At 60.4% G+C, this 24,526-nt stretch carries 20 protein-coding genes and 4 pseudogenes; 12 read left to right on the plus strand and 12 right to left on the minus strand.

The window, feature by feature from the left end:
* Positions 1 to 499 (plus strand): IS66 family transposase (locus NKH99_RS31025; protein WP_353017645.1); only part of this gene is annotated, 499 nt, incomplete at its 5' end.
* A 106-nt stretch (positions 500 to 605) separates the two neighbouring features.
* Here NKH99_RS31025 and NKH99_RS31030 read toward each other — a convergent pair.
* A complete protein-coding gene (locus tag NKH99_RS31030) occupies positions 606 to 2,759 on the minus strand; it encodes a P-loop ATPase, Sll1717 family (RefSeq protein ID WP_353017647.1) in 2,154 nt (717 codons plus the stop codon).
* A gap of 977 nt (positions 2,760 to 3,736) precedes the next feature.
* Between NKH99_RS31030 and NKH99_RS32865 the strand changes: the two are divergent.
* Positions 3,737 to 3,967, plus strand: a pseudogene (locus NKH99_RS32865) (adenylyltransferase); the annotation flags it as partial.
* A 34-nt stretch (positions 3,968 to 4,001) separates the two neighbouring features.
* Positions 4,002 to 4,221: pseudogene (locus NKH99_RS31035) on the plus strand (transposase); the annotation flags it as partial.
* 39 nt (positions 4,222 to 4,260) lie between these two features.
* Here NKH99_RS31035 and NKH99_RS31040 read toward each other — a convergent pair.
* Both NKH99_RS31040 and NKH99_RS32870 read right to left on the minus strand, forming a co-directional pair.
* Positions 4,261 to 5,611 (minus strand): annotated as a pseudogene (locus NKH99_RS31040) (IS701 family transposase).
* Between the two features lie 135 nt (positions 5,612 to 5,746).
* On the minus strand, positions 5,747 to 6,052 hold the full coding sequence (locus NKH99_RS32870; protein ID WP_502900132.1) for a hypothetical protein: 306 nt from the start codon (positions 6,050 to 6,052) through the stop codon (positions 5,747 to 5,749).
* Positions 6,053 to 6,386: 334 nt separating this feature from the next.
* Here NKH99_RS32870 and NKH99_RS31050 point away from each other — a divergent pair, with 334 nt between their 5' ends.
* Both NKH99_RS31050 and NKH99_RS31055 read left to right on the plus strand, forming a co-directional pair.
* Positions 6,387 to 6,599 (plus strand): DUF982 domain-containing protein, encoded by a 213-nt coding sequence (locus tag NKH99_RS31050; RefSeq protein ID WP_352941729.1) that lies wholly within the window; start codon positions 6,387 to 6,389, stop codon positions 6,597 to 6,599.
* 721 nt (positions 6,600 to 7,320) lie between these two features.
* A complete protein-coding gene (locus tag NKH99_RS31055) occupies positions 7,321 to 7,518 on the plus strand; it encodes a hypothetical protein (RefSeq protein ID WP_023722969.1) in 198 nt (65 codons plus the stop codon).
* Positions 7,519 to 8,080: 562 nt separating this feature from the next.
* On the opposite strand, the gene NKH99_RS31060 is transcribed toward NKH99_RS31055, so the two are convergent.
* From NKH99_RS31060 to NKH99_RS31085, 6 genes and pseudogenes are all read right to left on the minus strand, one after another.
* Positions 8,081 to 8,398 carry a hypothetical protein gene (locus NKH99_RS31060; protein WP_352779554.1) on the minus strand — a complete coding sequence of 106 codons (318 nt, stop codon included), beginning with the start codon at positions 8,396 to 8,398 and terminating at the stop codon, positions 8,081 to 8,083.
* A gap of 933 nt (positions 8,399 to 9,331) precedes the next feature.
* Positions 9,332 to 10,012: an outer membrane protein gene (locus tag NKH99_RS31065; protein ID WP_352452654.1), complete on the minus strand. Its 681-nt coding sequence runs from the start codon at positions 10,010 to 10,012 to the stop codon at positions 9,332 to 9,334.
* Between the two features lie 579 nt (positions 10,013 to 10,591).
* Positions 10,592 to 10,755 (minus strand): annotated as a pseudogene (locus NKH99_RS31070) (IS5/IS1182 family transposase); the annotation flags it as partial.
* Entirely contained in the window at positions 10,719 to 11,042 is a 324-nt protein-coding gene (locus tag NKH99_RS31075) for a cytochrome P450 (RefSeq protein ID WP_352779558.1), read from the minus strand. The gene NKH99_RS31075 and the pseudogene NKH99_RS31070, both read right to left, overlap by 37 nt.
* A 179-nt stretch (positions 11,043 to 11,221) precedes the next feature.
* Positions 11,222 to 12,067 carry an IS5 family transposase gene (locus NKH99_RS31080; protein ID WP_353017650.1) on the minus strand — a complete coding sequence of 282 codons (846 nt, stop codon included), beginning with the start codon at positions 12,065 to 12,067 and terminating at the stop codon, positions 11,222 to 11,224.
* Positions 12,068 to 12,709: 642 nt separating this feature from the next.
* The gene (locus tag NKH99_RS31085; protein WP_352517696.1) at positions 12,710 to 13,048 is read right to left on the minus strand and encodes a hypothetical protein; all 339 of its coding nucleotides are present in this window, start codon (positions 13,046 to 13,048) and stop codon (positions 12,710 to 12,712) included.
* Positions 13,049 to 13,136: 88 nt separating this feature from the next.
* Between NKH99_RS31085 and NKH99_RS31090 the strand changes: the two genes are divergently transcribed.
* The 6 genes from NKH99_RS31090 (at position 13,137) to NKH99_RS31115 (ending at position 20,829) form a co-directional block, all read left to right on the plus strand.
* Complete coding sequence (locus NKH99_RS31090; protein WP_353017652.1) at positions 13,137 to 15,575, plus strand: hybrid sensor histidine kinase/response regulator; 2,439 nt, start codon at positions 13,137 to 13,139, stop codon at positions 15,573 to 15,575.
* A gap of 5 nt (positions 15,576 to 15,580) precedes the next feature.
* Complete coding sequence (locus NKH99_RS31095) at positions 15,581 to 15,967, plus strand: response regulator (RefSeq protein WP_353017654.1); 387 nt, start codon at positions 15,581 to 15,583, stop codon at positions 15,965 to 15,967.
* A gap of 92 nt (positions 15,968 to 16,059) precedes the next feature.
* Complete coding sequence (locus tag NKH99_RS31100; protein ID WP_352855166.1) at positions 16,060 to 16,611, plus strand: response regulator transcription factor; 552 nt, start codon at positions 16,060 to 16,062, stop codon at positions 16,609 to 16,611.
* Positions 16,611 to 18,365: a YaiO family outer membrane beta-barrel protein gene (locus NKH99_RS31105; protein ID WP_353017656.1), complete on the plus strand. Its 1,755-nt coding sequence runs from the start codon at positions 16,611 to 16,613 to the stop codon at positions 18,363 to 18,365. The genes NKH99_RS31100 and NKH99_RS31105 overlap by 1 nt, the downstream gene beginning before the upstream one ends.
* Before the next feature lie 2 nt (positions 18,366 to 18,367).
* On the plus strand, positions 18,368 to 19,405 hold the full coding sequence (locus tag NKH99_RS31110; protein WP_353017658.1) for a HEAT repeat domain-containing protein: 1,038 nt from the start codon (positions 18,368 to 18,370) through the stop codon (positions 19,403 to 19,405).
* On the plus strand, positions 19,402 to 20,829 hold the full coding sequence (locus NKH99_RS31115; protein WP_353017660.1) for a glycosyltransferase family 2 protein: 1,428 nt from the start codon (positions 19,402 to 19,404) through the stop codon (positions 20,827 to 20,829). The genes NKH99_RS31110 and NKH99_RS31115 overlap by 4 nt, the downstream gene beginning before the upstream one ends.
* Positions 20,830 to 20,844: 15 nt before the next feature.
* Here NKH99_RS31115 and NKH99_RS31120 read toward each other — a convergent pair whose 3' ends face one another.
* The 3 genes from NKH99_RS31120 to NKH99_RS31130 all read right to left on the minus strand — a co-directional run bounded on the left by NKH99_RS31120 (position 20,845) and on the right by NKH99_RS31130 (position 22,967).
* Entirely contained in the window at positions 20,845 to 21,168 is a 324-nt protein-coding gene (locus tag NKH99_RS31120; RefSeq protein ID WP_352779634.1) for an Hpt domain-containing protein, read from the minus strand.
* A 68-nt stretch (positions 21,169 to 21,236) separates the two neighbouring features.
* Entirely contained in the window at positions 21,237 to 21,629 is a 393-nt protein-coding gene (locus tag NKH99_RS31125) for a diguanylate cyclase (RefSeq protein ID WP_353017662.1), read from the minus strand.
* 726 nt (positions 21,630 to 22,355) lie between these two features.
* A complete protein-coding gene (locus tag NKH99_RS31130; protein ID WP_353017664.1) occupies positions 22,356 to 22,967 on the minus strand; it encodes a hypothetical protein in 612 nt (203 codons plus the stop codon).
* Positions 22,968 to 23,572: 605 nt separating this feature from the next.
* On the opposite strand from NKH99_RS31130, the gene NKH99_RS31135 reads away from it, so the two are divergent.
* Positions 23,573 to 24,097, plus strand: a complete 525-nt coding sequence (locus NKH99_RS31135; RefSeq protein WP_352779582.1) for a helix-turn-helix transcriptional regulator — start codon at positions 23,573 to 23,575, stop codon at positions 24,095 to 24,097.
* Positions 24,098 to 24,526 lie beyond the last annotated feature (429 nt).

Consider the following 24,526-nt stretch of genomic DNA (forward strand, 5'->3'; position numbering starts at 1 on the left):
CTCCTCCGTTATCGCCTCGCAGACGGTGGCGCAGATGGCCCCACTGTGGGCCGCCGAGGAGGCCGTACGCGGCCAGGACCCGGCAGTACGGATTACTGCGCGTCAGGAGAAATCCGCCGCCATCGTTGCCGCTCTCTTTGCGCTGTGGGAAAAGGAGCTGCCCAAGCTGTCGGGAAAATCGAAGCCCGCCGAGGCGATCCGCTATGCGCTCGGCCGGCGTGGCGCGCTCGAGCGCTTCCTCACCGACGGCCGCATCGAAATCGACTCCAACACCGTCGAGCGCGCCATCCGGCCGCAGACAATTACCCGAAAGAACAGCCTCTTCGCGGGCAGCGACGGCGGCGGACGGACATGGGCCACCATCGCAACCCTGCTGACCACCGCCAAGATGAATCAGGTCGATCCACACGCCTGGCTCACCCTGACCCTCGAGCGCATTGCCAATGGCTGGCCAAACAGCGATATCGACGCCCTCATGCCATGGAATTACCAGCGCTGAACGGCCTCAGCTGCCCGCTTACTGTTTATCGATCCGATGCGATACCGGAGTGATCCGCGTTCGGCCCTGAGCCTTACCGAGCACGGCGATGGTGGGCTCTGCCGATCTAAACCGCAGAGCCCAAGGCGGCAACGAGAGTGGGATGCAGGGTGAGCTGGACACCCTCGTTTGCCTTGACCAAGGCCGCCAAATACTGGCGCTTATATCCCGAGTCGAAGATGTATTTTGGAGCGCCATTGTCCAAAACTCCGACGCTGCCATTCCAGAGCATGACGTCGAGCAGCTTCTCCACGTTGTCCGGCGTCTTCATCTGCTTTGCCGCTATGTACCGGAACTTTGCCGCCGTCAGTCCATCGCGATGCTGTAGAATTTCAAAGAGTAGGTCCGATCCGTTCGGGACTAGATCGGCGATCTCGCGGTCCAAATCTTCCAACACCTGCCATCCTAGCTCCCTCAATGCGACGACGTAGTCCTCTTCCTCCATCTTGTTGCGCCCAAACGTCAGGGCGCGACGACGTGCTGTCTCGAAAAGACGGATAAGATAGCGGGGTCTCATAAGGCAGCCGTCGATCAGGAAATCGAGGACAGGGCGCCCGTTTACCGTCGCCACGGAAGCACGACCCCACAGCGAACTCCAAGACTCGCCAATGGCGGAGACACTCGACTGGAGGCGTTGTTCGAAAAGGGCCTTCATCAAGCTGCGATCGGACCATTCAATGCTTTGGACAGCCAACTTTCCGTAGTCCGCCATCCCGCGTATTAGGAACTCGTATACGTCGCTTCGAATAAAAATGGCCCACCTAAATTCAAGCGACTTCCGACGGAACTTCCGTGCGATCTCCTGCATTGACTCGGTCAGCCCGACCACTATCAGGGCATCGTCGTCGGTGAAGCCCCCGGGCGTCCAAAAGCGGTCGAGATTGTCGAAGAGGAATAGAACGAAACCCTTGAGGCGAAGGTACTCAAGAACGGTCTCTCGGAGTTCTCGGACGTCCTGCCCATAGATGGCCTCTAGCACCTTGGATGAATCCAGTTGGTGAAGTTCAACGTCAACGATGGCGCTGCTGCGAAACCGGTCGACAACGTTTTGTGCCAGTCGTTTCAGTCGTTCGGAGAAGTCCCCGGTTCCTGTGTCGACACGCGCCTCAAATAGGGCCTTGAGCTTGTTGTAGCCCTGGAGAAGACGCATGTCGCGCAACGCCCTCGTTTCATCCTTCTCCAACAGCTTGTAGGTGATTTCGAGCCACAGTACGTATTCCCAAAAAGCAGCGATAACTTCCTTTCGAGTACCGAAGCTGAGCTTATCCAAGATAAACTCTTTCATCTTGATGAGTTGGTAACCGTCTGGAATTAAGTCGATGACGATGTTTGCCTTATTCGCTCTAGTGCGATCTCTTACTTGTAGGAAAACCGCTGTCTTGCCGCTTCCCTTCCTGCCGACCAGAACGTTGGCTTCGCCGAGTAGAGTTCGCTGATAGCCGTCGGTCTCTAGGAAATGGTCTGCAAGCGAAGTTGCTTCATTCTCGGCTACAGGATCGCCGCAACTCAATCGTTCAAGCAGGTTTTCGTGATCTGGCTTAATCGAGACGAACTCGTTGGCAACGTCTGCCACGCGCAACCTGAAAGCGCCTATGATCTCATCGATGTCCCCTAGTTTCCACCACCGGTCGGCTTGGTCCTGTAGGTCCAGAGGAAGGCTGGACTTCTGGTGAGCTATTAACAATGCCGGAATGTTGCGACCGCGGGCAATGCCGTAAATGAACGCCGCTCTTTGGTTGTTGCGAGCAGCCTGCTCGCTGTCACCTTCCATCCAGAAAGCGATGATGCCGAACGAGGAAGCCACTTGTTCATAGGCCTCGCTGGCGTTTAGTCGGCTGATCTCGCTCGAATTGAAGTTGCGGAATTTGATCCGCGCAATCTTCTTTACGGCGCTGGTCGTCCGTAGGGTGGATTCAGTAGGGGTCGGAAGTTGAAGGATGAAAACCGGCTGATCCTTATTTTTAGCCAGTTCAGCCCAGCGGGTCGTTTCGTCGCGTTTCGACAGGGTGCGAACAAGAACGTGATCATAGTCGTAGCCGTCATAGCCCAAGGTATCTAGCAAGCCGATCGCTTTGACCGGTTGGAAGTCCATGTGGGTCGAGCGGATCAATCGCGTGGGCTTTTGCAATCCGATCGCAAATCCCAGCTCGTAGGTCACGTTGTGATTGACGAGAGAGATGTCGGCAATGAAAGCGTCGGCGCCTTCGATCCAGCTTTCCACCGACCGCGCAACTGGTGAGCCCGACGTGTCAAGTGTCGACCATGGCGTTATTGATCGATCGGAAGTTGAAGCCGATTTGCAGGCTGCGACAATCATATCACCATGGAACTGATTACCGGAGGCGTATGCGACAAAAACCGACGTCACTTGCAGCTTACCCCCGAATCCAGCAACTGAGCCTATCGACAATAGACCGAACGCTCAACTGCAGTTTCCGATATCTTGCGGCTATCGTTGTGCAGTTCAGCCACCACCATCGTTCGTAGTCGAAGTAACATTGCCGCTGGTATACCTTCGAGTCTGCCGGCACCTGCAAGCCGACTAAGTGGCGATTGGAAATCAATAACCACGCGGCCGCAGTGTTCATGGTTTGTGCTTCGAAAGTCGCATAAATGGCAGTGTGGAATGCGCAAAGCAGCAAGAGGAGTGGGGCCCCGTTCATAACGCGTAAGCCCTGCTAACATCGGCTGAGTCCGCAATTCAGCTAATCCGGCCGTGCTTCCGATGCGACGGCGTCCAGGAGCAGGGTAACCTCGACATTGACGTGGTAATGGCTTGCGAGTGAAGGGCTGATTGGCCCAATCGGCGATGGAGACTACCAATGGGTAGTCCTCAACCGGCACCTCATGGATCTTGATCGACGTTCCCGTACGATTCCAGCAGCAGAAGCAGAGGAGTCATCCCCCCGTCCGATTTGCTCGCGATCGCGACAATTCGCTGAACATCCGCATGGCTGTCACGCGAACATTGAAGAGTATTCGGGCTCCAGATTTATCGGCGCAGTCGCCTGCTACGCAATCGAAGCTGGCCGCTGGAAAATCTGCAGCTTGGACAATCATCTCGATCAAAACCGTTTCAATTTGTGGCGTGCCACCCATCCAGCAACGTAGTCGGGAGACTCCCGCATAAATCAAGCAGGCGTCGTGGCGTATCCCCGGAGATCATCGGCACAGGCGGTCGGGCAATGAGTTTTTGTGTGGTTAGGGGAAGCATTCGAAGCAGGCGAGATTCTACAGCTTGTCTTGGACCCTGAACTCACTCTGGTGTTGGCGCAGGCCCGGCAAGAAGCTCGCCCCTTGCTCGGCCCGACCGCAACCAAGAGCTTCTGCCGGAAATCCCTGCGGAGCACGTTCGCCGCAATGTGCGATGCATTTCCTTCACTGCTCGATAAGGTGACAGGTGACGAACGAAACGTCCTACTGACACTCCACATCCGGGCCGGATTCTGATTCAGGGCTCACCATGAGCCGATATGGTCTGACAGACCTTGAATGGTGATCGAGCCGCTGCTATCCAACAAGCCAGAGGTGTGCCGCGTGTTGATGATCGGCGCGTGCTGAACGGCATCTTCTGTGTGCTGCGCTCCGGTGCCCCATGGCGCGACCTGCCTCATGGCTATGGCCCGCGCACCACGTGTTGCAACCGCTTCGTCCGATGGCGAAAAGCAGGTGTGTGGCTGCGCAGTAATGAGTCTACGGCCTAACACTACTTTGGCAGATTTTTAGCGGAGAGGGTTCTGCGGCAGTGGGGACAACGGATTGGGGGCGGCTGCGCGAGCGCGGAGAGGATGGCTTGCCTGACGGCGGGTAGGCTCGGTTGGGGCGGTGGGCCGAGGATTCTTTTTTCCCCCTCCCGCTTGTTTGAGGCGGCGAGATTGCAGGAACGCATAGGCGATCATCGTCATCAGCGCGTGTCGGTGCAGACCCGTCCATGAGCGCCCCTCGAAGTGGTCGAGGCCAAGTTCCTCCTTGAGCTGCTGATGCGCCTGTTCGCAGACCCAGCGCGCCTTGATGGCGCCTGCGATCTGCTTGAGCGGGGTGTCGGCGGGCAAGTTGGAGAGGTAGTATTTGCGCTCGCCGGTCGAGCGGTGCTCGCCGATCACCCAGACCTCCTCGCCGGGCAGATGCTGAGCGCCCATGTCGCGGATGCGCTGGGGTGGGCCATCTGCAACCCGGACACGGACAGCGGCGAAGCGCGCCGAGAGGCGGCCTTTGGTGCCACGCCGCCAACTGACCGTCCGCCATTGGGCTTTTTCCAGCATCGCCTGCGCGGTCATCGACTTCACATCGGGGATATGCCGGCGGCGCGGGCGGCCGCGTCCGGCAACCGGGAAGATCATCGCCACGTCGGCGGCATAGACCTTCTGCTTGAACGGGATACCGACGGCCCAGGTAAGGCCGCGCTCGGTGAGCGCCTGCCGGAAGGGGGCGCTCAAACCATATCCGGCATCGGCGAGCACGCAGCCAAAGCGTAAGCCGGCTGCGCGAGCCCGGTCGATCTCGGCCAGCGCGATTTCGGGCTTGGTCCTGTAGGCACGATGGTCCTCGGGCACACCGGCACGGTCGAGCCGGGCGGGATCGGAAGTCCAGCTCTCGGGCAGAAACAGCCGCAGCCCCACCATGACCGGCACTTCGCCAGAGGCCAGCGTCAGCGACACCAGCGTCTGGCAGTTGGCGTTCTTGCCAAGCGCCGAGGCATATTGCGGCGCGACGCCGACCGAGTGGCGCCCCTTCTTGGGGAGCGCGGTGTCGTCCACGATCAGCCACGCATCGTTCCCGCCAACTTGTCTGTCGGCCTCCGCGAGCAGCACCTTCTCCAGCGGCGCAGCATCCCACACGCCGCTCGCGATGAAGTGGTGCAGCTGGTCATAGTTGATGCCTGCATGGCGCGCCGCCATCGGTTGGACGCTCTTGCGATCCCCAGGGCCAATCAGGCCAGCAATATAGGCCGGACACATCCGCGCACGCGTCTTGTGCCTCAACGCCGAGACGAACGGCTCAAGCCACCGCTCCAGATCGAGTTGCCAATCCCTGTTCATGGCCGGCCCCTCCAACAGCCGACCTCTCATGAATAACGCAAAACCGCTCTTGGGAATCCTCAAAACGCTCCCAGAACTAAAAAACTGCCAAAGTAGTGCTAAACTAAGGTTTGCGGAGCCTCACGCCGGCGCCGGCGCCGTTCTCCGGGATGAACTCGACGCCGGCGGCCTAGAGGGCGATGCGCAAGGCAGCAACGGTTCGCTCTTGCGCTCGCGACTCCCGACCCTCAGTTTGAGCAAACGTCGGTGTGTCAAGCGCCTTGCAAATAAGCGAGACCAGTCTGTCGCGCGCCCGCTGGTGGAGAGCATCTTTTGGGCGCCGTGCAAGGAAGTCGTCGAGGCTCATCCAGTCAACGGGATTTGTGCCGGCGCCTAGCCGATTGATCTCCACATAGAGATGCAGCTCTTCAGGCAAGAAGACGACCCGCCACGTTCCGTTGGGGTCGCTGGCGAGGCTATGGGCAAGAACGGTCATGACGATCACTCCTCTTGCCCAGCTTCGCCGATCTGCACGCGAGATTTCCATCCCCAGAAATGAGTATTGACTTCCGTCTGCGGATGCCTGCGCCGGCAAGTGGCCCGTAGCGATAAGGACGGTTCTCGCTATTTGAGGACCGCAACGCGTTAGCGAGTCCAGTCTGAGCGATCAAGCCCGCGCTCTGGACGAGGTCCCATCCTCACAGAATGTTCGCCCACCGGGACAAACGTGACGCAACGGAACGGAGGGTTCACCCGTAAGGTCTTGGGAGGTTGCGAAAGGAGACCAGCATATGACCTGCGAACGAGACGTCGGCACGTTCGAAGAGCCCGTGACCGTTTTGCTGTCCTCGGGCAAAGTCAGTGTTTCGAGCACCCGCGAAGCCGCCGAAATGCTGCTTTACCGCTGGCCCATTGGAGAAACCGGCCGCCGCATCCAGGCTCGTATGGCATGCATGAAGGTGCTCGGCGGCGGCAGCGCACCGGAGGTAGCGCGCGTGGCATTTCTCAGCGCCGCCAAGGAAGCGAAAATCCTGAACGCTTGACATCTCGTCAACGCGTGCCCCACCACTGTCCATCGTGCATCACTCTTGCAGCGGCTGTTGTGCAAACATCGTGCGTCGATCATGCGGAGACGCCGAATGCTTGCGCGAGAAGGCTGGAGTATCTCCGGCCCCTGTTTCGAGGCAAGAGTTCGCACGCGCGGCCTCGTCGAGAAATTCCGCACGTATGGGCATGTGTGGGGCCCTGTCGGGCCGCGACATCTACTTAATGTCTATTTTAGACAGTCGCCGCGACCATAACTTTTGATAACAGGTCAGGGTCGCGGGATGCCGAGCCGCTTGAAATACCGAGTTACGTCCGGATGCTCGCGATCGTCCCGCCTCAACCGCGCAAGCGCGTCATCATCGCCGGCGAGCGCCATAGCCAAACCGGGAGGGCTTATTCTCCACGGAGCACCGGGCATTGTCTGGTTGTGAAGACGGTGCTTGATCACCAGCCGCCCGAGTGTGTCTTCGCTTACGTTGTAGTCGTGCCTGAACAGATCAATGGCCCTCTGGACCGTGATCGCCTCTGCCCGTGGGATCTAGAGCGGCCGAAGCCGTTCGCCTGTTGCCGGCGCTGTTTTGACACGGCGCGCATTGGTCATTCGGCCCATCGCGCTTTTCTGCGGCCCGCCGTTTCGCCCGACATCAGGGAACGATATCGCCCCCCATGTATTAGAAACCCATGGACACGGACACTATGGAACCCCACGGCCACGGGATGGCGGCCGATCTTTTGACATCGGAAGTTGCCAATGCCAGGCAGCGCATCCACCGGACCGAGCTCGCGCTTCAACGCACTGAAGAAATGCTGGCGGAAAATCTCGCGCTGTGCAGCAGGATACGAACTGCGGTCGAGGCCGCAGACCGCTTGGTGAAGATCGATCCCCCCAGCTTTGAAGGACGTCGCGCGGGTTGAACTGGGCCGGCGTTTCATTCGCCTTGCGGCACCCTGCCGCAAGAGCCTGCCCGTTGGCATCACAGCGTGAGCAAACATTGGACAGAAGCATTCCAACGTTCACGATGTGCAACGCCGACGCTAGATAGACACGAATTTCAGTTCAAAGAGCGAGGTTAATGCTGCGGCAAACGAAGGGGGCACGGGGGGTCTTCGCGCGAGCCAGCCTATCCGATCTCCCGCTCAGAAATTTCTACCAACTATTCCGACCTCCTGATGGAACCCGTTCGTTGCGGGCGAGTTACGGATCATTGGGACGGACTTCCCGAACGTGACAACGAGCAACAAAGCAGACCATCAGTCTGTCTCCGAAGCGTTTCGGAAACTGATCCGTTCCGAAGGGCTATCGTCATCACGTACAAACGTTCTTAAATCTGGCGGTCGAACCAGAACTGCCGCCAACCTACAGTCATTACTTGCGGCTATTGATCGGGCCAAACAGGGGCCGACGGAAGAAGTCCCTTAGCGGGCTGGCTGAGCGTCAAAGCGAAAGAGTACAGAGGCTCGCTCCGTGCTTGGTTCTCTAATTCCCGCTCAGAAATTTCTGCCAAACATTCTTCTTGATTTTTCCCGACAGAAGACCATGAATGTCCCCTTGGGTTTCGTCGAGCCCATCCTGTGCCGGCTCCACCATAGTTTCAGACGTCACCTCGTCGCCTGGCACGTCATGCGTCTCGGCGTCATCGGGATTGGCGTCTCGCGGGTTAAGATAACCCTGCGCGTCTTCCGTACGCGTTTCGGCGATGGTGTCGCGATCTCTTGCAGCACGGCAAGCGCTGCGGCTGGATCTTTTTTTGGCCGGCCAGTGCACCGCACGCATGCCGCCGGTTTCGGTATTCATGTTGAGAATTCCCCAGGTTTGAATTCCGGCTGGCAGGCCGGGTAGTCCCATGATGCGATGCGCGGAGCGGGTAAAGAATAAATCCGAAGGAGGCTTGGTGCGCTCGAGGCGCGGTTCCGGCGAGGCCGGTCTTCATCTTCCCCAACGCAGCAAAGGTCGCTCTGTCACGCTATATACGGGTGAGAGGCAAAAAAGCAGGTTTGATTTTCGGAGAAATCAAAGGCAATCAAAAAAATTGCACGTGAGGGGATGCGGGTGCGCCGGAATCGCATCTGGCAGAGAATGGGATGCCCCACCCTAAAAACTTTCTTACCACAATTAGCATCGCTGTTGGGCCGAGCTGGTGCGCGTATCGGCCTCACTAGCGATTGCAGTACCCCTTGCGCGCTTGCGCGCACGCGGGGGAATTCCTGTATAAGCGATAACAGTCGACCTGGCGACCGGTCCTTACTGTCGTCCAGGTCGGCGACCACCCCTATGCCACCTTTCTATCTCGCCGTCTCGCTCGTTATTAATCTTGCCCTTCGTGCGAGGGCTGTGTGGTGTTGGAAACAGGTGAGCAGGAATATTATCGGCAGCTTGGCGGCATGAAGAAATCTTAAAAAATGCATTCCGAGATACGTTTCTGGATGTGAAGCCAACGACAATCTTCAATTTGATTCGTATAGAATCGCGTGTTGTGAACGCGTAGTTGAGGAGCCCCCGAAATGAACGCAAAGCTCAAAAGCAAGCCCGTCGCAAGGTAATTCTTCATGGATATCTTAGTAAAGAACCGTTGAAAGATATTGCGACCAAGATCGGATGCTCACTGGCGAGTTTAAGAGTCAGCGCCAGTAAACTCGGTTGCACTCGAACCCCGACGGAGGCGGCGGAATTTCGCGGGGCTTTCATATGCCGGAACGGCGTAAGAACTGCATTCAAGGCGCTGCTCAATCAGAACTTATAGGCGATGCCGATCCTGACCTCGTTTAGCTTGATTTTTTCGTGCTCTTCCCAGCCTGGATCAGTGTTGTCGGTAGCCGTGGTGATCTTGCCCAGGTCGGTGTAACGATATTCGACCTTGCCGAACCAATTACTGCTGAAGGCGTAGTCGACGCCAGCACCAATCGTCCAGCCAGCCTTGACTTGCGACTCGGAATCCGTTGCTCCGCCATCTTCGAACTTCGTGCGGATATGCGCTACCGCCAAGCCACCGGTGACATAGGGCAGCCAGTTGTCGAAGGCATAGCCCAAGCGCCCGCGCAATGAGCCTTGGGCGTTGATACGGGTGTTGTCGTCAGTGCCGAATGGCCAGTCCGGGTTGTGGCCGATAATCCCGGAGGCCTGGACGTCACCTTCAATGCCGCCGATAACGCTGCCCCACTGCATATTGTAGCCGGCAAAAACACCACCGGTCACCCCCCGCATCTTGAATTTATCCGAGTAATCGGTGGACCCGTCAGCGAGGTTTTCGTCTTGGATGTGGTCTCTCCCCCAGGCGTAACCGATCTGGCCGCCGACATAGCCGCCCGTCCAATCATACGTGGAAGCAACTGGAAGCTCTTGGACCACATCTGCCGCCATCGCCGACGTGAGCGTTGCGCCGAGAATTGCGGCTGCCAAAACAAATTTCATTTCTGTGTCCCCACCAGGTTCGATAGGCTCAATGTATCAGAAAAACTGCCCCACGGAATGCAACCGACAAGCCGGAGCGCGCAATCTCACCGTGTGTTGCAGACAAGCAACAAGCGGTGGGCCGGAGCGGCCAAGAGGACAACCGCGGAAGGGCCAAGCTACCACCAACGGCAGCACCGCGGGACGGTATTGGGCCGGGCCGCTGGTTTGTCCCGATCGGAATCGTCGCCGGCCCCCGACCAGCAGATGCACTCTTCCTGCACAGCGGAAGCATCGTCGGGCGGATCGGGAGGGAAGGGGCTTGCTCGCGGTCGGGAGTGCTGCACAGCTCGACCAGGCCGAAATTGAGGTTTGACAATTTCGAAGAAAATCCAGCAGAATCAACGGACCATTTCGAGTAGGTTTGACACTGTAAGCGTTTGATATGTCGCAGGTATTCTAAGACCTCCGAGCATGCCATAAAGCATGTGGATATCGCACTGCAATCGCGACAGTGATGCCGTAGGAGAGTCAGGACCGATGACCTCGACACCAACCGTGCCCGTTGAACTCGACAGGTTGATCAACGACTTTTCGCGGCCGCCAGATCAGTTGTTCGCCTGCTGGGCAACGATAGGTGTCGGTTTCAGGCTGATAGATGAAGTCCTGCTTGCCAAAGCGCCCGTCCGCCTTCGCCCTGAGGTTAAAGGCTTGAGCACGATCGGCGTCACGCCAGCGGCTTCGCAGGCAACGATCTCCTCACCCACAGCGCCTTTACATGGCGCAACGCGAGCCGATGTTTGATATAATTGTCATGATCTTTGACGAGGATTGTCTCGATAGCCTCCACATCGCTGACCAGAAGAGCGGGCCATCCGGCAAGATTGAGCCAAACGAGATCGCCATATCGACGTGCGGTTTCAGTGATGAAACCGAGCTCGTCTCTGCCGAAAGCGACCAGATCTCCGAGGAAAGGCAAGCCTTTCGGCCCGGGCGGTCGAAGCGAACGGGAAGATCCAACGCGGCTCTGGAGAGGGCTGGAGAGGACCATGCGATCCGCCTAACTTTTCAATAGTCGAAGCCCTTTACCGGAAGCATGTGCCTACCGTCCTGAAAGGTCAAATCAAGAAAGGCCGGTGTGTCTACAAGCCCGACGGTCTGGCCCGGTGGCGAAGAACAGGCTGGTCAGGCCTTCGACCTCGGTCGAAATGGACTTTCTAAGAGTCTGACTCACAATTGCCGGGCGGGTTTCAACCCGCTCGCCAACCGGCGTGTGAGGCGGCGGATGTGGGCGACGAGGATCCAGGCTGTAGCGCTTTGGATGGTTACTTCGAAGTCCTTGGCAAGCCGGCGGCATCGCCCGAGCCAGGCGAAAGTTCGTTCGACCACCCATCGGCGGGGCAGAAGCTCGAAGCCCTTGGCGGTGTCGGAGCGCTTGATGATCTCGAAGCTCCACTGACCCAGCGCGGCCATGGCGTCGCGGAGCTTGTTGCCGCCGTAGCCGCCGTCCGCGAAGATGTGGCGCAGCCACGGATAGAGCGACCGGATCGAGGTCAGCACGTCTGGTGCGCCATCGCGATCCTGGATGTCGGCGGGGTGAACCTGCAGGCCGACCAGATGGCCCTCGGTGTCGGTGACGACGTGGCGCTTGCGGCCTTTGATCTTCTTGCCCGCATCAAAGCCTCGCGGTCCGCCGCTTTCGATGGTCTTCACCGACTGGCTATCGATGACGCCCGCCGTCGGACTGGCCTCACGCCCGACCATCTCGCGCAGGGCCATGACCAGCATATGGTTGATATGCGCCAGCAAGCCTCCGTGCGACCAGGCGTAGAAGTAGCCCTGCACCGTCGAATAGGGCGGAAAGTCCTTCGGGATCGCGCGCCATTGGCAGCCGGTCGAGGCCATGTACAGGATCGCCTCCACCACCGCGCGCAGGTTGGTCTTTCTCGGTCGCCCCCGCTTTGACCCCGCCGGCAGAAAGGGTGCGATCAACGCCCATTCCGCGTCGGTAAGATCGCTTGCATAGCGCAGGCATTCGCGCCGATACTGCGCGCGGGTGGTTTCAGTCCAAGCCATCGTGATCTCCATTGAGCTTCGCAACCCAACGGAATCACAACCGATTGAAATCATCCAACTTCTTTTTCAGTCAGCCTCTAAGTTGAACGCACCCGGAGAAATCTTCGGTGACGAAGCCAGAGTGGTATGATGGACAGAGAGTTAGAAGGACCTAGGCGGCACGTATAGGCAGATTGTGCTGTCGGGGCCAGGTTGCACTTCACGATGCCGGTTTGCCGTTGCTTTTTGGGTATGGCACCAATGGAAACGCATGTCGTGTGATCGACGCACCCTGTTGTCCGCGTAAGGCAGCAACTCACCGGAGGGCATTTTGAAGCCCTTCCTTGTTTCGCGCACCGCGCCATCTGGGATCGGCTCACAATGCTCGTCTTGGCAGCACTGCTTTTCATACCAGATGTCATGGGCCGATGCCGGCGGCATCCCGAAAGTGCAGGCGGTGGCTAAGATAGTGCCCAACCCGAGGGCGCTGCCGTCCCTTCTCAATAGCCGGATCATTAACTACATTAGGCTTATCTTATATAACGGCGCAAGCAGAGCTGCAGCTGTGGGCGGCGCGTTGGCCTTTGCTCTTCGCCACCGGGAACAGCGGGTGCAAGATTAAAGACAACATAACGAGGATCGCCGAGAAAGTCTTTTGGCCGGTCACGACATCGGCCAGCAACTGCTTGAGTCCGTCACGGCCCTTAGACTTAGGCCGCTTTTTCTAGCGTCTTTATAGGTTTCGACGATGGTATATTCGCGCCTCTCGGCGTACTCGGCGATGGCCGCCGCCTGGTAGTGCAGTCCGAGGATGTTCCGTAACCGGTACTCCTTCGAGTAAAGCATCTCCGTCAGTTCGACGGAGAACTTCTCGGTGAGGTGAGCGTCGATGGCGCTGCCTTCATCATTGAAACGGTCGATTAACACAGACCTTGCGACGACTTGATGCTCGAGCAGCGCGCAGCAACTAGACGTCTGCCATATCGTCGCGTCGGGGGCCATCACTCCGACACCGACGGCTGGCGCGCACCCTCTTTAGACCTTGGATAGGTTTTGCCGATATCTATCGGCGAAAAGGAGCCGGAAAGTCATGACCGAGATCTGGCACTCACTCCTCGCCAATCTTGCGTTGGTCTCCATCCTGATCGTCGCGTGGGATCTTGTGGCGGACTTCACGGGGCGTCTCCGGCAGCGGGCACAGTCGCTGCTTCTCGGCGTGGTCATGTGCGTGGGCGCGATCATTTCTATGGCGACGGCTCTGTCCGTCTCCGGCTTCGTCGTCGATCTGCGCGCCGCTTTCGTCGGCGCCGCCGCGTTCTTCGGCGGGTGGCCGGCGATGTTCATCGCTACCGCCGGCTCCATTGCCTATCGGCTCTATCTTGGCGGGCAGGGTGCCAGCGTCGGCGTCATGAGCATCCTGATCACCGCCGTCGTCGGTCTGGCATGGCACCGCATCGTTGCGGCCCGGTCGCGCACCATCCTCGATATATTCGGCCTCGGCGTGTCGGTCGCGCTTGCCGGGCTCATCACCCTTCTGGTCATCCCCCCGCAAGTCGTCGCCGGCTTTGTGCAGCAGAGCACGCTCCCGTCGCTGGTGTTCCGCTTCCTCAGCACCTTCATCATCAGCGTGCTGCTCGATCGCCAGCAGCGGCGGCGTGATCTCGCGATGTCCAACATGATCTACCGGGCCATGGTCCGCGAGCTGCCGGATAGCCTCAACATGAAGGATGTCGACGGCCGCTTCATCGCGGCCAATCCAGCCACCGCCGAACTGGTGCGCGCCACCTCGGTCGAGGACCTTATCGGCAAGACGGATTTCGATTTCTACCCCAAGGACGTGGCCGAGCGCTTCAGGCAGGATGAAACGGGCGCGCTGGAGGCCGGGCAGACATTGCGCATCGACCAGCCCGCTCTCCTGCCGGACGGCAGGCAGGGCTGGCTTTACACGCTGAAAACGCCTTTCCGCGACGAGGCCGGCAAGATCGCCGGCGTCATCACCTACAACCGCGACATCACCGAGCAGAAGCGCACCGCCCAGCTCAAGAACGATTTCATTTCCACGGTCAGCCACGAATTGCGGACCCCATTGACCTCCATCCGCGGCTCGCTTGGTCTGATCGCGGCCGGCGTGGCGGGCGAACTGCCGCCCAAGGCCGCCAATCTCGTCAACATCGCCCACACCAATAGCGAAAGGCTGGTTCTTCTCATCAACGACATCCTGGATATGGAGAAGATCGAATCAGGCGTGATCACCTTCAAGATCAAGCAGATGCCGGTCCGTCAGGTCCTGGAGCAGGCCATTGCCGCCAGTTCCAACTACATGGCCGACAGTCGGATCAGGATCGTTCTGGTCGACGATGCCCCGCGCGCCGAGGCCAACATCGATCCGGATCGCCTGCATCAGGTGATGGCGAACCTGCTGTCGAATGCGATCAAGTTCTCGCACACCGATGGCACCGTCACGGTGAAACTCCAGCGTCATGACCGCGACATGCTGCGCATCTCCGTGGTGGACCAGGGCGCCGGCATCCCCGAGGCGTTCCGCAGCCGCCTATTCGGCAAGTTCGAGCAGGCGGACGCCTCCAGCACGCGTAAGATAGGCGGCACCGGCCTGGGCTTGAGCATCGTCAAGGCTATCGCCGAAAAGCTGGGCGGCGCCGTTTCCTTCGAAACCGAGGAAGGCAAGGGAACAGCGTTTCACGTCGAGCTTCCCGAAGCGCACAGGCAGGCCGAGAAGCCGGTTTTGGTCGAGCGCCGGGCGCGCAAGCGCGATGGCCGCCTGCGTGTCCTCATCTGCGAGGACGAGCCCGACGTCGCTGCGGTGATCGCAGCACTTCTCGATGCTGAAGGCTTTTCCAGCGACGTCGCGCCCGATATCGACACCGCCAAGGCGCTCCTGAGCTCCCGCGACTACGTGGCGCTGACGCTCGACATCAAGCTAGCGGAGGAATCCGGCATCAAGCTCTTCTACGAGATCAGGGCATCACCGGCCAATTCCGACATTGCGGTCATCGTCATCTCCGCTGTCGCCGACGAGGCCAGGCGCTCGCTGAACGGCAGCGCCGTCGGCATCGTCGACTGGCTGGAGAAGCCGGTGGATTCGAAACGGCTTCACGCCGCTCTCGCCAAGATCGTCGGCCGCAGGATCGAGCCGAAGCCGCAGATTCTGCATGTCGAAGACGATGAGGGCGTGCTTGCGGTGATGTCGGAGGGGCTGGGTTCGAGCGTCTCGATCACATCCGCAAAGACGCTGCAGCAAGCCCGGCAGGCGGTCGCTCGCCATCGCTTCGACCTGGTCATCTTGGACATCGCACTTCCCGACGGATCTGGCCTCGACCTCCTCGTCGATCTGCCGCTCGAGACCGCGGTCATCGTGTTTTCGGCGGCGGAACTCGACCAGAAACTCGGCGACCGGGTGCAGGCGATCATGACCAAGACCAGGGCCTCCGAAATCGACGTCGCGAAGCTGGTCAGAAGCATGCTGACCGCTTCTCGCGACGGCAGCGCGCCGACCCCTGGCAAGGAGTGACGATGATGCCGGCAAGGATCCTGTATGTGGATGACGAGAACGATATCCGCGAAATCGCCCAGATGTCGCTCGAGCTCGATCTGGAATTCGAGGTGCAATCCTGCCCTTCGGGCATCGAGGCGCTAACCAATGCCGCCGATTGGCAGCCCGACCTCATCCTGCTCGATGTGATGATGCCGGATATGGATGGGCCGGAAACGCTGAGGCGCCTGGCCGATTCGCCGCTGACGGCCTCAATCCCCGTGGTGTTCATCACGGCGCGCACCCAGACGCATGAGGTACAGCGCTATCTCGCCATGGGAGCCGTGGGGGTTATTGCCAAACCCTTCGATCCGCTGGCGCTTGCAGGTGAAGTGAGGAAGCTGCTCCTGCAGCGCGATGGCCCAGCCTAGGCAAGCCAGGGCAAGGTTACGGCAAGAAGCTGTCGGCAAGCGCGGTTTGCCGTTTACGGCTCCTATACCATGCGCCGATATTCATCTAGTGATTGTATCGAAATGCAACCGTCGCGAATCAGCTTTATCTAGGATCGCGCGGCGTCGGCGGGCGCGGGGAAAGCTGCGCGGAATTTCTGGCATGGACCACTTGGCGGATGTCGATTCATGGGTTGATCACTCCGGGGGGCGACGGAACCGGAGCAGGACTGGTGGATGGAGCGAAAGCAAGAGTTCTGATCTGCGATGATGATCCCTTGTTGCTCGAGCTGATGGAATTCAGGCTGAGGGCGAAAGGATACGAGGTCATCAAGGCGGTGGACGGGGCCGAAGCGCTGGCGAAGGCGGAGCAGGACCGCCCCGACATCATTGTGCTCGACGCGATGATGCCTAAGGCCGACGGCCTGGAGGTGCTGGCCCGCCTCAAAGCCGATCCGGCCCTGTCGGAAACTCCAGTGATCATGCTGACCGCCCGCAAGGCTGAAAGGGACATTGTCTCGGCCCTTGAGAAAGGAGCCGACGACTACCTGGTGAAGCCATTCATCCCCGAGGAGCTTCTGGCCCGGCTCGCGCGTCTGATCTCGCGCAAGAGCGGGAAACGCTGATGAGGCGCAGCCGGCGCGCAGCTCTGGCTGTATGCCTGATCCTGGCGATCGCCGCGCCTCCCGGCGCCGCGCTGGCGCAGACGGTCGACGAGCTCTACGCGTCCGGCGTCAAGGCCAGGCAAGCGCAGCATTTCGACGAGGCGGCGGACCTTTTCCGACGCGCGCTGGCGCTCAAGCCCGACAATGCCGACGCCCTGGTGCAACTCGGCTTCGCCGAGCTCGGCCGCGACAATCTGCCGGCCGCCCGGCAGGCCTTTTCCAGGGCGCTGTCCCTTGCCCCGACCTATCGGGACGCCAGCTTCGGCATGGCCGAGGTCGAGTTCCGCTCCGGCAATCCGAATGCCGCGCTGCCGCTCGCCGAGAAGGTCGCGCAGGCCGATCCCGGCAATGCCGACGCCGCAGCGCTTGTCGAGAACATCCGCAAGGCGAAGCAGGCTGCCGGCAGTGAGGCGAAACGGGCTCCTGCGGTTCCGGCGCGGGCAAAGAAACCGGCCAGCCGGCGGCCCGATCCCTTCGCCGGCCTGATGGAGCAGGGCAGGCGCCTGCGGGCGGCGGGAAAGCTGCCCGAAGCGGAGACGGTCTATCGCCGGGCGCTGAGGCAGGCGCCGAAGAACACCGACATCCTGGTCGCCCTTGGCCTTGTCGTCGGCTCCAGCCGGCGCTTCGACGAGGCGGGGCATTTCTTCGACCGCGCGCTTGCAATCAAGCCCGGCCTTCTCGACGCGCGGCTGGGCAAGGTGCGCCTGGCGATCTGGCAGGGCGATGCGCCGCGCGCCCGGGCGCTGGTCGACGGCGTGCTTGCCTCGGCGCCGGACAATGTCGAGGCGCTCGACCTGGATGCGAGAATTGCTCTGCTCGAGGTCGACTACAGGCGCGCCAGGCAGTCGTTTCAGCGCGTGCTTGCGGCCGATCCGCGCAACGCCGACGCGCTGGTCGGGCTCGGCGATGTGCGCCGCGCCGAGGGTGACGACGACGGCGCGCGGGAAGCCTATCGCCAAGCGCTCGCCATCGAGCCAGGTTCTGCCGATGTCGAGCAAAGGCTGGCCGTGCCGACGCCGCGCAAATGGCGACTCGACCTCGGCGGCGAGGTGAGCGATCTCACCGATGGTCTCGGCGACTGGACCGACAGTTCGGCCGGCCTTGGCTATCGGCTGTCGCCGCGCACGACGATTTCCGGCCATGCGCGGCTGGCCACCCGCTTTGGCCACACCGACGTCCAGGTCGAGGGCCGCATCGATCAGGCATTCTCGCCGGCATTCTCCGCCTATGTTTTGGCGGCGACGACGCCGGACGCCGACTTCCTGGCGCGCTATTCGATCGGCGCCGGCGCTTCGTGGCAGCTCGTGACGCCGGCAAAGGCGTTCGGCCCGTTGTCTCTGAACATCGACGCCCGCTACGACAATTTCGCCAACACAAATGTCACCAGCATCTCGCCCTGGGTGCAAGGCTATGTCCTCGACGGCCGCCTTGGGCTTTCCGCCCGCTGGGTGCATGTGCAGGACGATATCGGCACGCGCGCGGACGGCTATGTGCTTCGCGCCGACCTTGCGGTGACACAGCGCTTCAATCTGTTCGGCGGCTACGCGGACGCCCCCGAAATCTCCAACGGTACGCTGGTGCCGACGCGCACAGTCTTCGGCGGCATTTCCTGGGACGTCAGCGACCCGCTGACGCTGCGCGCCAGCATCGCGCATGAGCAACGCCCGACATTCGACCGAGGCATATTCGCGCTCGGACTGACCGCGCGGTTCTGACCATGTGGTACATCTGGGATCTATCCATATTGCTCACCGCTCTTTCCCTGGTAATCATGCTGTTCCTGATCGCGCGCCGCGTGCTGCAGGAGCGCTGGGGCAGGGCTGGGGCCGACCAGCGGCGCCAGCTTCTGACGACGCTGATCGCCTTCACCGAAAACCGCGACCGCGAGGTCCTGAAGGCAGCGGTGCTCGTGGTCCCGGCGGGCGTGGCGATCAATGCCGGGTTCGAGTTCATTTCGCTGCTGCGCGGCGAGGAGCATGACGACGTCCTTTCCGCCTTCAACGAATGCGGCCTGCCGGCCCTTGTCGGCAGGCAGCTGGAAAAAGGCAACGTGGCCGATCGCATACACGCGGCCGAGATGCTGGCGGCGCTGCGTTCGGAAGGTGCGGTGGCAAGCCTGCTTTCGGCGCTCGACCACGACCGTTCGCGCGAGGTCAGGATCGCCGTCGCCATCGCGCTCTGCGATCTCGGCAGCCTGCCGCCGCTCGGCATTGCGCTGCGCAAGATCGGCGTGGCGGGGCAGCGCTCGCGGCGCCTGATCGAGCTTTTCAGGCGCTTTCCGCCGGCGCGCCTCCACCAGCTCGCGGACCATGCCGCGCGTGTTGACGCCGTGCCCTTCATTCGAGCGGCCGCGATCGACGCGCTTGCCCGCGCCGGCGGCTTTCGCTTCGCCGATTTCTTCGCCCGCCTGGCCGGCGACGCATCGCCCGAGATTGCCGCCGCGGCCCTGCGCGCGCTCGGCCTCACAGGACACGCCGACGCGCCGGCGATCCTGGCGACCGCAATGGCAAACGGCAACTGGGACGTGCGCAGCGCCGCCGCCGATGCCGCTGGCCGGCTCGGCCTGTCTGAACTCGCCCCGCCACTGGCCAGGCTGATGGACGATGAGGCGTGGAACGTGCGCTATGCCGCCGCCAATGCGCTGCGCTCCTTCGGCCAGCCGGGAGAGCGGCTGCTGCGCGAGATTTCCGACAGCGAGGTCTCGCGCAGCCAGCGCACCGCCTCGCTCGTTCTTGCCGAGGGGCCGGCCTTATGATCGCCGACTGGAGCCACGAGATCGTTCTTGCCGCCACCATCCTGTCTTGGTTCATCATCGGGGCGGGGCTGGCGCAGACGACGATCTATTTCCTGCAGCTCGCCGTCGCAGGCTATGCGCTTTCCAAGCGCCCGCCGGTGGCGCGCTCGGCGCTGCTCTGGCACCGTTATGGCGACGTCGCGCCGCCGATCGCGCTGCTGGTGCCCGCCTATAACGAGGCGTTGAACGTGGTAGAGAGCGTCCATTCCATGCTCGCGCTCCAATATCCTAATTTCGAGGTGATCGTCATCAATGACGGCTCGAAGGACCAGACGCTGCAGCGCCTGATCGAGGCCTTCAGGCTGGTGAAGTTCCATCGGCCCTATGAGGAGGCGCTCGCGCACAAGCCGATCCGCGGCCTCTATTCCTCGCCGATGACCGAGCGGCTGTTCGTGGTCGACAAGGAGAATGGCGGCAAGGCCGACGCCCAGAACGCCGGCATCAATGTCTGCCGCGCGCCGCTCTTCTGCGCGATCGACGGCGACTCCATCCTCGAGCCCGATGCGCTGATGCGCGCCGCTCAGCCTTTCATCGACGACCCCGAGCGCACCATCGCCGTCGGCGGCACGATCCGAATCGCCAACGGCTCGAAAATCGAAGCGGGCAGGGTGCGCGAGATCCATCTGCCGCGCCGCCTGCTGCCGCTGCTCCAGGTGGTGGAATATCTGCGCGCCTTCCTCATGGCGCGGCTTGCCTGGAGCCGCATCAACACGCTGATGCTGGTCTCCGGCGCGTTCGGCGTGTTCCGCCGCGCAGAAGTGGTGGCGGTGGGCGGCTTCACCAGAGGTTCGATGGGCGAGGACCTGGACCTCGTCATCAAGCTGCACCGCCATATGCGTGACGCTAGGCGCAAATACCGCATTCAGTTCATTCCGGAACCGGTGTGCTGGACGGAGGCGCCGGAAACGCTGAGCGTTCTGGGAAGGCAGCGGACGCGCTGGCAGCGCGGCGCGCTCGAATGCTTCTTCCGCCACCGCGCCATGCTCTTCAATCCGCGCTATGGCCGCGTCGGCTTCCTCGGCTTCGGCCACATCTTGATTGCCGACGTGCTGGGGCCCGTGGCGGAGGTGCTGGGCTACATCCTGATCCCGGCCTTCTGGCTGCTCGGCATCCTGTCGGCCGAATATCTTTTGGCCTTCACCTCGCTCATCTTCACCTATGGCGTTTGCGTCAGCGTATGCTCCCTCATCCTCGAAGAGGCCGAGCTCCAGCGCTTCCCGCGTGCCCGGGACCTGGCCGTGCTGACGGCGGTCGCCGTGATCGAGAATTTTGGCTATCGCCAGCTCAACAATTTCTGGCGCCTGAGGGGCTGGTGGCAATTCTTGCGGGCAGACCAGAACTGGGGCGAGATGACCAGGACCGGCCTTTCCGGCGCCAAGAAATAGGCATGGCCGGACGCATCATTGCAGCGTCCGCTCGATCTCGGCAATTAGGGCATGGAGCGCGGCTTCGGCCGCCCCTTCATCCCCATTCTCGATCAGCAGCGTCTCCAGCGCGGACGCCCGCGCGCTGATCTCCCCAAACCCGAACGTACCCGCCGCCCCCGCCAGCGAGTGGGCGATACTAACCATTGCATCGCGGGTGGGGAGGGCATCGCCTTGACGTGCAATGGCCTTCAGCTCCGCGAGCTGATCGGCGCATCGGACAAGGAAACGCTGCCGGAGAGGGGCGAAAGGATCGTTTGAAATGAGGTGGCGCTCCTCCTGGATCGTTTCGGCGGGTATTCAAGCAGAAAGCGGCTTGGTTCGAAACGGACTGCTTGTCGCGCATGATCACCAGGGCAACGGCCTTCTCATACACCATCAACCACGAGGCGATCTCGTCCCTCCGACTTAGCACGGAATAGTGCCAGATCGGCGGCTTTGACGAGATCATTCGGGCTCTCGTTCTCGTTGGGTACCGTTGTAGCGACGCCAACGCTGACGGTCACTCTGCCGAAATCGTGCGGAATGTTCAGATCTCGCACGCTTTGGACGAGCCGGAAGGCTATTTCGTTCGCATGTTCCATTGAAGCGTCAACCAACACGATCACAAACTCTTCGCCCCTATATCGTGCAGCCAGGTCGTTGGAGCGACCAGCGCCAGTTTGGATTGCGTGGGCAATTTGTTTGAGCACCTCGGCTAGCCGGCTGTAGCCGACCACATCCGAGACCAGGATCGCTGCTATTTTGCGGGTCTCACTCATCTCGTGCTCCCTCCATCCAGCCATCCAGTCTGGCACTACTGCCGACCAGGCGCGCTGTCTCACTGCTTCGAAGTCGCATAAAAGGCAGTGCGGAATGCACAAAGCAGCAGGAGAAGGGGGCCCCGTTCATAACGCGTGGGCCCCGCTAACACCGGCTGAGTCCGCAATTCAGCCAATCCGGCCGTTTCTGCCAAGCCAGCGCAGGCACCTTGCGGTTTGTTTCGCGCCGGTTATAAAGCCGGCGCCCCTCGCCGGCTTCGTAGGGCACTTGGTGACGGGAGGTAGGTTGCCAGCCGCGTAAGCCTTTGCCAGTTCTTCCCGGGCCTTCTCGACGCCAGCTTGCGGCGTGTACATGTCGATCAACGCAGGGGTGCCCGACATGGTCGCTGGTAGCCTTCCGCTCGCAAGGCGACAGTGTATGGCCGCCGGCGCGTTCAGATAAGCCGCAGCCGCCGCTTTCGTCCTGTGTGGCCTCTTGCCGCCGCGTGGCTTGTTGGTGACATACGCGGGCCGCTGCTCGTACCAGCAGCGTCGGTGTAGGTAACAAGCATGCCGCCTTCGGCCTTCTTGCGAGCGCCGGGCTTTGTGTAGAAGTGCATGCCAGCAATTTCGGCCACATGGCCATCAAAGTCCGGTCTCATGCTACGCCCTTCAGGAGGCGACAACATTCCGCAAGCACAGCACATCACCCAGCCTAGCGGCTCGCTCCATCCCGTGCGCGGCCCTTCAATCCAGCCCAACGCCCCGGCATATGTCACGCTCTGACGGCCGTATCTGATGCAGAACCTCCGGCCACACTTCGTCGAGCCCATCCTGTGCCGGCTCCACCATAGTTTCAGACGTCACCTCGTCGCCTGGCACGTCATGCGTCTCGGCGTCGTCGGGATTGGCGTCTCGCGGGTTAAGATGACCCTGCGCGCCTTCCGTACGCGTTTGGCCGGTGGTGTCGCGGATCTCTTGCAGCACGGCAAGCGCTGCGGCTGGATCTTCTTTGGCCGGCCAGTGCACCGCACGCATGCCGCCGCGGAAACGAGTGTTGTCATTGTCGGCACGCAGGGCGCCGGTGAATTCCCCAGGTTTGAATTCCGGCTGCCAGGCCGGGTAGTCCCATGATGCGATGCGCGGAGCGGGTAAAGAATAATCCGAAGGAGGCGGGCGACCACCCCTATGCCACCTTTCTTTTTCACCATTTCGCTCGTTATTAATCTTGCCCTTTCGCGGGAGGGCTGTGTGGTGTTGGAAACAGGTGAGCAGCAATATTATCGGCAGCTTGGCGCCATGAAGAAATCTTAAAAAATGCACTCCGAGATACGTTTCTGGATGTGAAGCTAACGACAATCTTCAATTTGATTCGTATAGAATCGCGTGTTGTGAACGCGTAGTTGAGGAGCCCCCGAAATGAACGCAAAGCTCAAAAGCGAAGCCCGTCGCAAGGTAATTCTTCATGGACACCTTAATAAAAGATATTGCGACCAAGATCGGATGCTCATTCGCGAGTTTAAGAGTCAGCGCCAGTAAACTCGGTTGCACTCGAACCCCGACGGAGGCGGCGGAATTTCGGCGTGGCTTTCATATGCCGGAACACAAACGGGAAGATTACAACCAGTTGATGATCTCTGGACGGTATAAATCTCGCGATTGCGGCGCAAATCCTGGGAATATTAACAGTGTAATCATCAGATGTCGAGTTAGGTTATTACGGACGGATACTATCACTTGAAGACTTTCTGCAGATCACGAGTAGCTTTATTGGGTAGGGGTATAAAATGACTCTGATGGATAGACATAGTGATCCTGCTTCGGGTAGCCGATACATTGCGACAACGACCAAGTATAACCATGAGGCGCATACGACGCGGCCCTCTTATGTTTTTCCTCCAGATCGTGCATCGGGCGCAGGGGTCGGGGAGCCAAGAGCACGCAGCCTGGAATCCATAACCGGCATGCTTGATCGCATCGGCTGCGGCTATCTCGTGCTGAACCGCGAGAGGAAAGTGCTCGAATGGAACGCAGCCGCTCAAACCACGCTGGAGCGCCAGGGAGAAGTGGCCGATACGGCCAGCGGTCTTTCGGTGGCTTTGAGGCGGCTGCTCGCGAATGTTCCGGCCCATTTTCTGCCGGGCTCATTATCGTGGGTGGTGATCCGCAGCAACGGCGACAGGCCGGTGATATTGAACGAGAACGGGTTTGTCGCTCCTGACGGAACGAGCATTGTGGCGTTACTGGATCGCGAGAACAGGTCGGGGCCAAATCCTCAGACACTGCAAAAGATGTTTGGCTTGACGAGCGCGGAGACGCACTTGGCGTTGCGCTTGGCTCAGGGCGATGCGCCGCTGGAGATCGCCCGCAGTTGGCGCCTCAGCCGCACCACGATCCGCTCCCAGCTTGCCTCGCTGTTCGCCAAGACCGAAACGAAACGTCAGGCGGAACTGGTGGCTCTTCTTGGGCGCATTTCAGTCTTGCCATAAGGGCCGTCGTTTGGATCCATCTCAGCAGATAGCCAATCCCGAAACGCTTTGATTTTCCGTTGGGCGATGGCGCGGGGCGGGCAGCAGGAGCATGAATCTCGAAAAAGAGAGTCACTCGCACGCACCAAAGCCGCAATGGCGTCTAGGGACAAGCACACAGGCAGGTGGTTGATAGCTACTGCTGTGCTTGGGGTCGCCTACTTCGTAGCCTCTTCATATTCCCCTGGTTTGATGCGCCTCATCGGCATCGTGTTTGTAATTTGCGCCTTCTACCGCACGCAGAATCCTTAGATATCACGGCCTTGTGGTTGCCCTATTATGCCCCCGGCCGCTTGTTCTTGACGTAGGGCCTGTTGATATTCATGATTCCCATTCTGGCTTGATCGTGATTCAAGCTTTGGATGGAACGATTCGTGCTGACGGACGCCC

The sequence above is a fragment of the Mesorhizobium sp. M0854 genome, assembly GCF_040319815.1.
Lineage (GTDB): Bacteria > Pseudomonadota > Alphaproteobacteria > Rhizobiales > Rhizobiaceae > Mesorhizobium.